The sequence below is a fragment of the Psychrobacter sp. NPDC064578 genome (assembly GCF_044901245.1).
Taxonomy (GTDB): domain Bacteria; phylum Pseudomonadota; class Gammaproteobacteria; order Pseudomonadales; family Moraxellaceae; genus Psychrobacter; species Psychrobacter cibarius_C.
On the sequence record NZ_JBJDPI010000004.1, the window covers coordinates 196,955 to 210,092 of the forward strand.

Below are 13,138 nucleotides of genomic sequence, written 5' to 3' on the forward strand. Positions count from 1 at the left end.
GGTTATGATAACTGTTGAGTAATTTTTGTGTATTTTTATGACAGACAAGCCGCACTTATCAATTTGCGATATTATAGACTGTCAACTTCATATAATATGGATGTAAACAGGACGTTCTATGCAAAATAAATTGATCAATTTAGTCACCAAAAGCGCTAAACAAAGTAAAAATCAGCTATTTAGCGCGATTGTGCCCGCACGATACCTAAAAGGTTTAAATAAGCAGCAGATTGGTCGTGGTAAAACAGTATTAATCACGGGTGCCAGCTCAGGACTGGGCGAAGGCATGGCAAGATTATTTGCTAAGCTTGGCTATAATTTGGCGATTTGCGCGCGTCGTACCGATCGTCTAGAAAGTCTACAAGCAGAGCTGATGGCAGAATATCCTGATATTCGTGTTGAATATCGAGCATTAGATGTCAGTGACTATGATGCCATATTCGATGTATTTGATGCGTTCGCAACTGACTTTGGTCATATCGATCGTGTGGTGGTCAATGCGGGCATCGGGGATAGTCGCCGTATTGGTAAAGGGCGCTTCGATACCAACCGCCGCACCGTTGAGATTAATTTTGTCTCTGCGCTCGCGCAATGTGAAGCGGCGATGAATATATTCCGCGCACAAAACAGCGGTCATCTGGTGGTGATATCAAGCATGTCAGCAATGCGTGGACTGCCTAAGCATTTGACCGCTTATGGTGCAAGCAAGGCGGGTCTGGCTCATCTGGCAGAAGGCATTCGTGCTGATATGTTATTAACCAAATTGCCCATTAAAGTCTCGACCATCTATCCGGGTTATATCCGTACTGAAATTAATGAAAATGCCAAACCACTACCGTTTGAAGTGGATGCAGATACGGGTACCAAATCCATCGTTGCAGCGATTGAAGCTAGAGTCGATGAAGCTTGTGTACCAAGTCTACCGTGGTCTATTGTCGGTCAAGCAATGAAGCATCTGCCATTACAGGTGGTCAATAAAGTCAATTAGTAACTATTTGACTTCATTGCTTTGGTATCAACAGCAATGAAGTCAAAAAGAAGACAATAAAAAACCCTCAGCGTTAAGGTTGAGGGTTTTTTATTGTCTTCTTTTTAAAAATCTAAAATCTATGCACTACAGGGTTTGAGGGTTGTCGGACATATGCTTTTCACGTAGCTTTTGACGCAATATTTTACCCACATTACTCTTTGGCAACTCGCTTACGAATTCGATATGACGTGGGCATTTATAACCAGTCAAATTGTCCAAAGCAAATTCTTTAATATCACTCTTGGTAACATTATTATCAGCAGGGACGATATAAATTTTGACTGCTTCGCCTTGGTGGTCATCAGGAATACCGATCACTGCGCAATCAATGATGCCTTTATAATCTAGCATGACTGACTCGATTTCATTTGGGAAGACGTTAAAGCCTGAAACCAAAATCATATCTTTTTTGCGATCAAGTAAAGTGATATAGCCCTGTTCATCCATACTGATGATATCGCCAGTACGGAAGTAACCATCGCTAGTAAAGTCATTGCTATTGTCTTTATTAAAATAGCCTGAGGTAATGTTTGGACCTTTAATGCACATCTCGCCAGCTTGATGTAAGCCGACACGATTACCTTCATCATCAACAACAATAATATCTACGCTAGGGACTGGTATACCAATCGTACCGTTAAATTTGCGATCAGTGATGACGTTAGCCGTACCAGCTGCAACCCCTTCAGTCATCCCCCAACCTTCGACCATCGGGCAACCAGTGACTTCTAACCAGCGAGCAGCTGTTTGTTCAGTTGCTGCCATGCCACCTGCTTGTGAGATGCGTAGTGAGCTAAAGTCCAAGTCTTTAAAGGTTGGTTGGTCAAGCAAGCCTTTAAACAAAGTATTCACTGCTGGCAATATATGGAACGGCTGTTTTGACAGCGTTTTAACAAAGCCTGGCATATCGCGTGGATTGGGGATTAAGATAAAGGTGTAACCTGAGCGCATGCCTAACAGGGTCAGCATAAAGGCAAAAATATGATACAGCGGTAACGCCATGACCATATTGATATAGACTTCATTAATATCTGAGGTGATAGGGCGGTACCAAGCTTCTGACTGCATCGCAGCGGCGACAACGTTACGCTGAGTCAAAACAGCGCCTTTCGACAAACCAGTCGTTCCACCGGTATATTGCAAAATTGCTTTTTGTTGCAGTGTGGTTTTTGGTGCTTGGATAGGCAAATTTTTGCCTTTCTTCAGCACATCAGGAAACTTGGTCACATCGTATTTAGGGTCATTCAGGTTATATTTAGGCACTAAGCGTTTGACCTGACGGATAACCGTATTGACCAAAATACCCTTTAGCCCCATCATATCGCCCATTTTCGAGAGGACAATACGTTTGATGTCGGTTTCTTCAATGACTTGTTCGAGTGCTTGAGCAAAGTTATCAACCACAAAAATAACCTGAGCGCCAGAATCATTTAATTGATGGCGCAGCTCACGACCAGTGTAAAGTGGGTTAACTGGAGTGCAAACGTAGCCCGCTCGCAAAATACCAATCATCGTTGGCAGATATTGCGGCACGTTTGGCATCATGAGTGCGACCACACTGCCTTTAGGAATGCCTTGCGCTTGTAACCATGCGGCAACGGCCAGTGAGGCTTTATCCACATCACCATAAGTATGAGTGACACCCATACAAATAGTCATAGGATGCATACGAAAACGATTGAAACATTCCTCATACAGCTCTATGAGGCTCTCATATTGATCAGGATTAATGGTCTTGGGTACGTTTTCTGGATATTGCGCCAGCCAAGGCTTATCTACTGTCATACTTAGCGTCCTTAAATGTTGTGATACGTTAAGGTTCTATAAAAGAGTAGTCACATCCTTGTCAACAATATAAATCATCGCCTTAAGAGCAATGGATTGTCGCGTGCTATCCTATCGATTCACAGACTGCTAAAATACGGTGACCTCTATATAAATTATTTAACTACAAGCTCATTTCACTATAAAAAGCAGTGGTCTAAATACAGTAAACAGCTGGTTACTATTATCCTTACTAAGAAAAGCACCACTTGCTCATAAACTGATCTGAATTGAACGACTATCGACTCACACTAATAAAAAATAGCGTGACTTATTTTGGCAACACATTAACATAACTACAATTGATATTGTTATTTTTATACAAGAACTTGATAGTTTATAATTAAGTTTGATAAAGCAAAAAATATATGTTGTAACAGCATAGAGGATAAGCGGTTAGCAACAAGGTGCGAACGGTATTTCTCTTGGAAATTTGTGAAATATTATAAGAATCATCTATTTTGTAAGAAAAGTTGTTACGTAAAAGCATTAACATTATAGTTACAAAGGAATAATTTTCTGTATAAGAATGATAGATTCACATAAAAAAAGCGCTCTACATATGATGTAAAACGCTTTTTGATAATGATTTATTTATTTACAATTGTGGGTTGTCCGACATATGCTTTTCACGCAGTTTTTGACGTAATACTTTACCCACATTACTCTTTGGCAACTCACTGACAAATTCGATATGACGTGGGCATTTATAGCCAGTCATATTGTCCAATGCAAATTCTTTAATGACGTCCTTGGTGACATTGTTATCGGCAGGGACGATATAAATTTTGACCGCTTCACCCTGATGCTCATCGGGAATGCCGATCACCGCACAATCAATAATACCATCACAATCTAGCATCACTGATTCAACCTCATTTGGGAAGACATTAAAGCCTGAAACCAAAATCATGTCTTTTTTACGGTCTAATAATCTAAAGTATCCTTTTTCATCCATGCTGACGATATCGCCAGTGCGAAAGTAGCCATCTGCCGTAAAGTCATCACTACTGTCTCTGTTAAGATAACCTGAGGTTACGTTAGGACCTTTTACACACATCTCACCAGCTTCGTTGACACCAACGCGATTGCCTTCATCATCGATGACAATGACATCGACACTAGAGACAGGCACACCAATCGTACCGTTGAACTTGCGATCAGTGATGACGTTAGCGGTACCTACAGCGACACCTTCTGTCATACCCCAACCCTCAATCATAGCGCAACCAGTGACTTCTAACCAGCGAGCAGCTGTCTGCTCAGTTGCTGCCATACCACCTGCTTGCGAGATACGTAATGAGCTAAAATCTAACTCTTTAAAGTTTGGATGATCAAGTAAGCCTTTAAACAAGGTATTCACCGCTGGCAATATATGGAACGGCTGTTTTGACAGCGTTTTAATAAATCCTGGTATATCACGTGGGTTAGGTATCAAGATAAAGGTGTAGCCTGAGCGCATGCCGAGTAAACTGAGCATAAAGGCAAAAATATGATAGAGCGGTAACGCCATGACCATATTGATATAGACCTCATTAATCTCTGACGTAATCGGTTTGGTCCATGCTTCTGATTGCATCGCAGCCGCGACGATATTGCGCTGCGTTAAGATAGCCCCTTTAGATAGTCCTGTTGTGCCACCTGTATACTGTAAAAATGCTTTTTGATCTAATTGCATTTTTGGTTTATGGAAAGGAAGGCTTTTGCCTTTCTTCAGCACATCAGGAAACTTGGTCACTTCGTGCTTAGGGTCATTCAGCTTGTACTTAGGCACTAAGCGTTTGACCTGACGAATGATAGTATTCACTAAGATACCTTTTAAGCCCATCATGTCGCCCATTTTCGAGAGGACAATACGCTTAATATTGGTCTCATCAATGACTTGTTCGAGCGCTTGAGCAAAGTTATCAACTACAAAAATAACCTGAGCGCCAGAATCATTTAATTGATGGCGTAATTCACGACCAGTATACAGTGGGTTAACTGGGGTACAAACGTAGCCCGCTCGCAAAATACCAATCATCGTTGGCAGATATTGCGGCACGTTTGGCATCATGAGTGCAACCACACTGCCTTGAGGCAGCCCCTGCTCCTGCAACCATGCAGCAACGGCAATCGAAGCTTTATCAACATCATCGTAGGTATGGGTCACGCCCATACAGATACTCATAGGGTGCAGACGAAAGCGCTCAAAGCATTCTTCGTACAGCTCCATGATGCTGCTATATCTATCGGGGTTGATAGTTTTTGGTACACCATTAGGATAATGGGCAAGCCAAGGTTTATTCGGCGTCATAGTCAGCGTCCTTGAAGTTTAAAATAGGGTGAATTCTCTCGTAAAGCAGTCATATCCGTGTCAATAAAACACATCAGCGCTGACGTAAACCGTTTGCCGCTGAGCGTGATAATATCCTTATCTATTGACTGGCTGCTAGGTTTTATTACTATCGTACAAAACGACTTAATCATTATTAAAGGATAATGACGTCAATTGAACGAACAGATCGCTTAATCATAAGAGCCTTTTTACTCTTAAATAAGCTCTACCTGTTATCTAACACTAAGGTATCAGAAAATAACGATACATTTAAGCAATACAGTAGCATGAATATCATCAAATACTATACTAGTATGAAATACTGAGCAGTGCATAAATAAAGCTGAAAAATATGATTTTTATTGAATTTCACGTGATTAGATAGATGCGCTGTTTGTCACTTAAGATACGCTATTCGCCGCTTAATAAGTATAGAAGGATGAGTGAAGCAAAAAAGTTATCATAGCCAACATTAATATATCAACTAGAGATTTGTCAGCACTCCAACTGAATGTAGTTATGCTCAATTATTGAGGTAATATCAGCTGCTTGTTTTGATTAAAAAAGCGTCGATAAATGAGTAAAGCGCTGATTGTACAGCCGAGCGTACTGCTCACACATATCAAAAACATAGTGACTATCTGATAGCGAATCGCTTGAGTGGGGTCAGCGCCAGCCAATATTTGACCCGTCATCATTCCGGGCAAGCTAACGATACCGACGACTAGCATAGAGTTCAGCGTTGGAGTCATGCCATTGACAATGGCGGCGCGTATTGGCTCATGCACTGCTTCAAATGGGCGAGCAGATAGGCTGAGCATCATCTCTATACGTCCTTGCTGCTCATGAAAGGATTCAATTAACTGGTTGCTGGTCAATGAGATAGCGGTGAGCGAGTTGCCCAATATTAGCCCCAATATAGGAATAACGAATTGCGGTGTGTACCAAGGCTGTACCTTTAAAATAATCATGATGGCTATGGCAGTGACTAATATAGCCGAAGCGCTTACTGCCAGCAAAGTGTCAGTTAACAAACCTTTATAGCTACGTTTGACGCGATTTTTGGCAGCAGCGCCTGCAATCAAGGTCATGATGGTCAAAATTAACAGGACTTCATACCATTGTTCACGAGCGAAAATCCATGCCAATATCAAACCGATAAAACTAAGCTGGAGCACCGTGCGGATAGCTGCGATCAACAGCGTTTTGGTCAGCTGTAAGCGTAGCCGCCAAGAGATAATAAGAACGATGATAATTAAGCTGCTCGCAAGGGCAATATCACCGTAAGTTAAAAATACTTGTATGTCATCTGTACCGCTCATAGTGGCTCATTATATAAACTGACGAATATAAGATAGACGTTAATGCGAATTTGTTAAGAAAAGTCATTTTAAAGAGTGACATGACAGGCTTAGCTCAACGTTAGAATATCTCAGTTAATACCCCTGCTTGCATCTGCCAATGCTGATCGGCTAATGGCATGATGTCTTTTGTATCGTGAGTTACCCACAGTAATGTACGCTGACTATCTGCCTCTAACCAGTTCATGAGTAGATTGACGAGCTGGGCTGATGTGTCACTATCTAGAGCAGCGGTAGGCTCATCTAGTAATAACACCCGTGGGTTCAATTGTAAGAGGCGTAACGTGTTGACCAGTTGCCGCTCGCCGCCCGATAGATGATAGATTGCTTGCTGCAAAAAGTCAGCGCTGCGTTGCAATTTCTCAAGCTGTGTGATATGCCAGTCGATATCAAACCTGCGATGTTGATGCGCTTGTAACTGATAAGGCATGTGCAAGTTTTCAAGCACACTGCCTTCTAATAATTGTGGGTGCTGGGCGAGTAGGGCAACATGCGTGCGCCACTGTATCGGTGCAGTATCATGGACACTACAATAAGCACTACTGGTTGATTGGTCATCGGAGCGCAAACGCACATTGCCGCCGCTCATGGGCAATAGTCCAGCCAATACCCGTAATAATACCGATTTACCACTGCCAGAAGCGCCTGTCAACACGGTTACTTGACCTGCTAACAGCTTGCCTGTGGCACCATCGATTAATAATCGTTGATGTACAGGTATGATTGGCTGAGAGACAGTGTTTGGTCTTAGTTTGCTGATCCATCTTTGATAAATGGTAGATAGCGCAGATGTTGTGGCTTCTATGGCTTCCATATTTTTGTTATTAATACTTTTATCGCCAACCTTGTTATCATTACAGGCAGGTATGCTGGCTGCGCGTTTACTGTGCACCTGAATATTCTCGAATATCAGTATCGGTTTGTTATTATGGAGATGCATAAGTCATTATCGCTAATTATTCAGCCACTAAGTATCCAATCATTAAGTATCTAACTACTAACTATCCAACCACTAAGCATTCAGCTGCTCGTAAATCGCTTGCTCAATGGCATCGCGTAAATGCTTTGGAACACGAATAGGGCGCATGGGCGTGGTACTAGCAACCGCAGTATCTGCCTTACTATTGGATAGCGGTTTGGTTTTGACTTGGTTTTGCACACAAGCAATGACGATTTTGCCACTACTTAATAAGCTGCTAGCATTGTCATTGCTATTAGCATGATCAGGAGAAAGGCTGTCTGGGCTGTGACGATGAATGCTCTGGTAAAAGATAATGCTGGCAGGTTTTAACTCGACTTTATCGATGCGCACACTGATGACTTCATCTAACAAAATAGCTTTTTTATATTGCAAGTCTGCTTGACTGACGACAAAATGCTGGATTTCACCATCGTCAGTCTGCAAAAAATACCCATTTAAATTCAGTTCCCCAAACCAATCACGGCGGCAGTTTTCAAAAAACACCAAATGATTGGCATGGTAGACTATACCGCCTGCATCAGTATGGTTAATATAGACATTATAATTTTTGGTAAACAATGGCGTATATTCGCCGTCTACACTTGCCACTGTGTTTGTATTTTTGCTGTTATTTTTTATCATAAAGATGCTCGGTCATTGTTTTAATAAATATTGTTCGATGTTCATGATTCGATGGCCAAAATTTGATAGCAGTCATATTAACCACAACTACTCTAGCTTAAGATATCAGGGCGCGCAACAGTTAGGTCGGTCGACGTCTGTTATGATAGTGGATTATGCACTTTCATAGCCCATTTCTTTATATTAGCACCGTATTTTCATCAATTAGTATAGGATAATTTATGACCCGTTTTGTCAGTTTTAATATCAATGGTATTCGCGCTCGTCAACATCAGCTTGAGGCCGTGCGAGAAGTGATCGATCCTGATGTGATGGGTCTACAGGAAACCAAAGTACATGATGAACAGTTTCCTCTGGAAAACATAGAGAGTCTGGGCTATCACGTAGAGTACTTTGGACAAAAAGCCCATTATGGTGTGGCGCTACTATCCAAGGTTGCACCTATATTTGTGCAAAAGGGTTTTCCTGGTGAAGATGTCGAGGCACAGAAGCGTTTTATTCATGCACGATATGAGTTTGAGGGTCGTGAAATTGATGTGCTCAATGGTTACTTTCCACAAGGCGAAAGCCAAGATCATCCGACCAAATTCCCGATGAAGCGCGCTTATTATGCAGATTTAATGGCGTATATCGATACCCTAAAAGCAGAAGGTCGCTCGCTCATAATCATGGGTGATATGAATATTGCCCCAGAAGATACTGATATTGGCATTGGCGACGTCAATGCTAAGCGCTGGTTGAAAAATAGAAAGACCTCGTTTTTACCAGAAGAACGCGAGTGGTATGCGGCGCTGATGTCACGCGAGCTGACAGATACCTATCGCTTACATTATCCAGAGAGCACAGAGCTATATAGCTGGTTTGATTATCGAAGCCGTGGGTTCAATGATGAGCCGAAACGTGGCTTGCGTATCGATCATATTTTGTGCAGCTCGGATCTTGTTGAGGCCTGTGTTGATGCTGGGATTAGTTATGAGCTACGGGCGATGGAAAAACCGTCTGATCATGCGCCAATTTGGTCGGCATTTGATTTAAAAAAACGGTAATATTTACATAGGTCGCGTTTAGCATTTCACTAGCAGTAGCGTCATGGTTGAACGCTCAACGCATCTTAGTATTTACCGCATCATCTGTTATAAATAATGATAAAAATTTTACAATAAGGATTGAACCATGGCAGTCGGAAATGTTGCAGTACCTGATATTATTTATCCTATCGAAGGAATCAAGCTAAGCGCCACTGCCGCAGGTGTACGCTATAAAGACCGAGATGATCTAGTAGTGATTGAGATCGCTGATACCGCGACCACTGCGGTTGTGACCACCAAAAACACCTTTTGTGCAGCACCTGTACGGGTATTGCGCGAGCATTTTGCCAAGGCCAGTCCGCGCTATTTGGTCACTAACACGGGTAATGCTAATGCTGGGACGGGCGCTGATGGCAAACGTCGCGCCGTTGATATCTGTGCCGCTCTGGCGAGTAAGGCTGGCGTGGATAGTAATGCAATATTGCCATTCTCGACCGGTGTCATTGGCGAGCCATTAAATAGCGATGCGGTCATCGCGGGCTTAGATAATGCACTTGCCAATTTGGGGGCTGATAATTGGCTTGCCGCGGCGAATGGTATTCGCACCACAGATACGATTCCCAAACTCGCTAGCCAAAAAATCGACGTGGCGGGTGTCAGCTATCATGCGACAGGTATGTCGAAAGGCTCAGGCATGATACGCCCTAATATGGCAACCATGCTGGGTTATGTGGCAACTGACGCCAATATCGCCGCTGACTTATTACAAGAAATGCTAAGTGCCATTAATGAGCAGTCTTTTAACCGCATCACTGTCGATGGCGACACTTCAACCAATGATTGCTGTGTGTTGATCGCCACGGGTGCTGCCAGCTCAGATATCATTGATAGTCCAGAACATCCGCATTATCAGGCTATATTTTCGGCTTTGACCGAGGTGTTTGTCCGTCTGGCGCAATTAATCGTACGTGATGGCGAGGGTGCTACCAAGTTTATGACTGTCAACGTCACTGGTGGCAAGACAACGCAAGAGTGCTGCGATGTGGCATATGCGGTCGCGCATTCACCGTTGGTCAAAACCGCATTCTTCGCTAGCGATGCCAACTGGGGTCGTATCTTAGCGGCAGTGGGTTATGCTGGTATCGAAGACTTGGATACGGAACAAGTGGATGTCTATTTAGATGAAGTCATGATTTGCCAGAATGGTGGCGTCGCTCCTAGTTATACGGAAGCGGCAGGTAAGACCGTCATGAGTCGCCCTGAGATTACCATTCATATCGATCTTGCTCGCGGCGATGCCAGCGATACGGTATACACCTGCGATTTATCATATGACTACGTCAAGATTAATGCCGATTACCGTAGCTAAGGTAGCTAAGGTAGCTAAGGTAGCTAAGGTAGCTAAGGTAGCTAAGGTAGCTAAGGGTTATCAATGTCAGCTAAGTAAAATACTGTTTAATGAATAACTGGGCCAGAATGACTATCACTCTGGCTTTTTGATGTGTAAATTTTGCTCAGTATCAATTTACTCTACTATTCAATACGCGTGATTAACATCAGTTGCAAAAGCTGACGTTACTTTACAAAGCAGTTATAGAGCAGAAGACGAGTTGCGCTCTATACTGACCTCAGTAAACAAACAATAGACGACATTATTGAGACGTAATAGGTTTATCCGGTAAAGCTAAATCAGGTGAATACTCTTGTTTGGCTCCATATCGACAGTAGTATTACACCCGTCGAAAAAATTGACTGATATTTTTAAAATATATTTATTAGCATGATGTGTTCAAAACAATAATCTCAAACCATCAATAATGTATTTATAACACTTAACTGAGGATTTAATAATGAAAAAATTAGTACTTGCAGCAGTAATGACCGCCTTTGCCCTGTCAGGTTGTTCTACCATGGGTATGGATAACGAACGTACGATGGTCGTCGATGGGCAACCTATGAATGTTAAAGTGGTTAACATTCCAAGTTTTGAGATAGAAGTAGCACCACTGAAAGCCGTCTGTGAGCTGTCAACAGCTGAGGGTACTAAGGTTGAAGCAGAATGCTTACAGTATCGCCAGACTTATCAGAAAAACTACACACCTTTAAACGGCAATATTCAGGGCTTCACTTATGAGCCAAACTATCGTTATATCCTAGATGTTCGCCAAGAAGTCATGATGGATGAAAATACTAACATGGCTAAGCCAGTTTGGATTCTAAACGAAGTGGTTTCAAAAACAGCTGAGTAATGAATCATTGAGTATGTCTAGTTAACTAGCATATTTAACCAGAATAAAAAAGACCCCTAATTCTATATTAGGGGTCTTTTTTTATTTCAGAAAATACTTGGGAGTGTGATGTCAGGATAAGCTATATTAAACAATCGTTATGTTAGCACTGACTATATTTTACACTGACGCCATGAGTGGCAGTAGGGATGCGATTGTCTGCATAAACGGCAAGACCGCCTCGTGAGGTTTCTTTGTATTTATCTAGCATATCCGCACCAGTGACTTTCATGGTTTCAATCACTTTATCTAAAGAGACAAAGTGCTGTCCGTTACCACGGCAAGCAAGTCGCGCCGCATTGACAGCTTTGACGGCGCCCATGGCATTGCGCTCGATACAAGGCACTTGCACTAGACCGCCAACAGGGTCGCATGTCAGACCTAAGTTATGCTCAATACCAATTTCAGCCGCATTAAGGCATTTAGCTGGATCACCGCCTAAGATTTCTGCCAATGCAGAAGCTGCCATGGCACAAGCAGAACCAACTTCACCTTGGCAACCAACTTCAGCGCCAGAGATGGAGGCATTTTGTTTGATTAAGCTGCCAATAGCGGTCGCATTTAACAAAAACTTGCGTGCACCATCTTGGCTATAGCTTGATAAAAAGTCGCGATAGTAATGCATCACCGCAGGAATAATACCTGCTGCACCGTTGGTGGGGGCAGTGACGACATTTCCGCCATTGGCATTTTCTTCATTGACCGCTAAGGCATATAAATCAATCCAATCCATGGCAGCGAGTTTGTCATTTCTGGTAATGGGTTGGTTTTTCTCGGCGCACAGCTGTAGATGTAATGCTTGGGCACGGCGCTTTACATCCAAGCCTCCAGGCAATATGCCACTGTTTTGACAGCCTCGCGTCACGCAGTCCTGCATTGACTCCCAAATAGAGTCTAAGTAAGCAAAAACTTCTGATTGATTGCGGTAATGACATTCATTCGCCAGCACCAATTCACTCACGCTTAAGTGGTGTTGACGACATTGCTCCAGCAATTCTGCGGCGCTATTAAAGGGGTAAGGAATGGCGTCAATGGTCGGCGTGGCGCTATCTTCATCCGGATTGGTGGCATCTTCTTCATTGATAACAAAGCCGCCACCTACCGAATAATAGGTCTGTTGATAATGACTGCCGTCGGTCAATAATGCACGAATAGTCAAGGCATTAGGATGGTAGGGCAAAACGGTTTCGTCATACCAATGAATATCACGCTCTGTCTCAAAGGCAATAACATGCGTGCCTGCTATATTGAGCTGTTTGTCCGAAAAAATCGGTGACAAATATTGACTGGTCAAACGGGTATCGATCGTACTAGGAGCATGCCCAAGCAGCCCTAACAATATAGCAGTATCGGTTGCATGCCCTTTGCCTGTGGCTGCCAAAGAGCCATAAAGCTCAATTTCAACGCCTTTAATAGCCGTCAGCTCTGTTTGCTTGGTTAATGAGCCCAAAAAAAGGTTGGCGGCGACCATGGGTCCTACCGTGTGTGAGCTTGATGGGCCAATACCAATTTTAAATAAATCAAAAACACTAATCATAATAACTTACCAAGTTTTTTAAGTGCACTAACATGTTGTATAGCTGCTTTAGGCACTTTCATTGAGAATATAACAGGCAGCTCTCGCTTATAGCACCGACAAAGGTGTAGAGGAAGCACCGCCCATGGAAGTATTAACGCAAAAGAGGAA

At 42.8% G+C, this 13,138-nt stretch carries 10 protein-coding genes; 4 read left to right on the forward strand and 6 right to left on the reverse strand.

Features of this window, described 5'->3' with window-relative positions:
• The first annotated feature begins 118 nt into the window (after positions 1–118).
• Positions 119–988, forward strand: coding sequence for an SDR family oxidoreductase (locus ACI2JM_RS06160; RefSeq protein WP_404642904.1), 870 nt, complete (start codon positions 119–121; stop codon positions 986–988).
• A gap of 126 nt (positions 989–1,114) precedes the next feature.
• On the opposite strand, the gene ACI2JM_RS06165 is transcribed toward ACI2JM_RS06160, so the two are convergent.
• From ACI2JM_RS06165 to ACI2JM_RS06185, 5 genes are all read right to left on the reverse strand, one after another.
• On the reverse strand, positions 1,115–2,815 hold the full coding sequence (locus ACI2JM_RS06165) for an AMP-binding protein (protein WP_060490965.1): 1,701 nt from the start codon (positions 2,813–2,815) through the stop codon (positions 1,115–1,117).
• A gap of 637 nt (positions 2,816–3,452) precedes the next feature.
• Positions 3,453–5,150, reverse strand: a complete 1,698-nt coding sequence (locus ACI2JM_RS06170) for an AMP-binding protein (RefSeq protein ID WP_404642906.1) — start codon at positions 5,148–5,150, stop codon at positions 3,453–3,455.
• A 548-nt stretch (positions 5,151–5,698) separates the two neighbouring features.
• Positions 5,699–6,493, reverse strand: a complete 795-nt coding sequence (locus ACI2JM_RS06175; RefSeq protein ID WP_404642908.1) for an ABC transporter permease — start codon at positions 6,491–6,493, stop codon at positions 5,699–5,701.
• Between the two features lie 100 nt (positions 6,494–6,593).
• Positions 6,594–7,472, reverse strand: coding sequence for an ATP-binding cassette domain-containing protein (locus tag ACI2JM_RS06180; RefSeq protein WP_404642910.1), 879 nt, complete (start codon positions 7,470–7,472; stop codon positions 6,594–6,596).
• A gap of 72 nt (positions 7,473–7,544) precedes the next feature.
• On the reverse strand, positions 7,545–8,135 hold the full coding sequence (locus ACI2JM_RS06185) for a thioesterase (protein WP_404642912.1): 591 nt from the start codon (positions 8,133–8,135) through the stop codon (positions 7,545–7,547).
• A gap of 221 nt (positions 8,136–8,356) precedes the next feature.
• On the opposite strand from ACI2JM_RS06185, the gene xthA reads away from it, so the two are divergent.
• The 3 genes from xthA to ACI2JM_RS06200 all read left to right on the forward strand — a co-directional run bounded on the left by xthA (position 8,357) and on the right by ACI2JM_RS06200 (position 11,412).
• Positions 8,357–9,181, forward strand: a complete 825-nt coding sequence (gene xthA / locus ACI2JM_RS06190) for an exodeoxyribonuclease III (RefSeq protein WP_045447834.1) — start codon at positions 8,357–8,359, stop codon at positions 9,179–9,181.
• A 127-nt stretch (positions 9,182–9,308) separates the two neighbouring features.
• Complete coding sequence (argJ, locus tag ACI2JM_RS06195) at positions 9,309–10,532, forward strand: bifunctional glutamate N-acetyltransferase/amino-acid acetyltransferase ArgJ (RefSeq protein WP_404642914.1); 1,224 nt, start codon at positions 9,309–9,311, stop codon at positions 10,530–10,532.
• 481 nt (positions 10,533–11,013) lie between these two features.
• Positions 11,014–11,412, forward strand: a complete 399-nt coding sequence (locus tag ACI2JM_RS06200; protein WP_087815288.1) for a DUF4377 domain-containing protein — start codon at positions 11,014–11,016, stop codon at positions 11,410–11,412.
• A gap of 142 nt (positions 11,413–11,554) precedes the next feature.
• Here ACI2JM_RS06200 and ACI2JM_RS06205 read toward each other — a convergent pair whose 3' ends face one another.
• A complete protein-coding gene (locus ACI2JM_RS06205) occupies positions 11,555–12,988 on the reverse strand; it encodes an L-serine ammonia-lyase (protein WP_404642916.1) in 1,434 nt (477 codons plus the stop codon).
• Positions 12,989–13,138 lie beyond the last annotated feature (150 nt).

What these genes read in the sequence shown, in the direction of transcription:
- ACI2JM_RS06180 (WP_404642910.1), bottom strand. Translation starts at nt 7,472, where the DNA reads ATGCATCTCCATAATAACAAACCGATACTGATATTCGAGAATATTCAG.
- ACI2JM_RS06170 (WP_404642906.1), bottom strand. Translation starts at nt 5,150, where the DNA reads ATGACGCCGAATAAACCTTGGCTTGCCCATTATCCTAATGGTGTACCA.
- ACI2JM_RS06175 (WP_404642908.1), bottom strand. Translation starts at nt 6,493, where the DNA reads ATGAGCGGTACAGATGACATACAAGTATTTTTAACTTACGGTGATATT.
- ACI2JM_RS06200 (WP_087815288.1), top strand. Translation starts at nt 11,014, where the DNA reads ATGAAAAAATTAGTACTTGCAGCAGTAATGACCGCCTTTGCCCTGTCA.
- ACI2JM_RS06205 (WP_404642916.1), bottom strand. Translation starts at nt 12,988, where the DNA reads ATGATTAGTGTTTTTGATTTATTTAAAATTGGTATTGGCCCATCAAGC.
- ACI2JM_RS06160 (WP_404642904.1), top strand. Translation starts at nt 119, where the DNA reads ATGCAAAATAAATTGATCAATTTAGTCACCAAAAGCGCTAAACAAAGT.
- xthA (WP_045447834.1), top strand. Translation starts at nt 8,357, where the DNA reads ATGACCCGTTTTGTCAGTTTTAATATCAATGGTATTCGCGCTCGTCAA.
- argJ (WP_404642914.1), top strand. Translation starts at nt 9,309, where the DNA reads ATGGCAGTCGGAAATGTTGCAGTACCTGATATTATTTATCCTATCGAA.
- ACI2JM_RS06165 (WP_060490965.1), bottom strand. Translation starts at nt 2,815, where the DNA reads ATGACAGTAGATAAGCCTTGGCTGGCGCAATATCCAGAAAACGTACCC.
- ACI2JM_RS06185 (WP_404642912.1), bottom strand. Translation starts at nt 8,135, where the DNA reads ATGATAAAAAATAACAGCAAAAATACAAACACAGTGGCAAGTGTAGAC.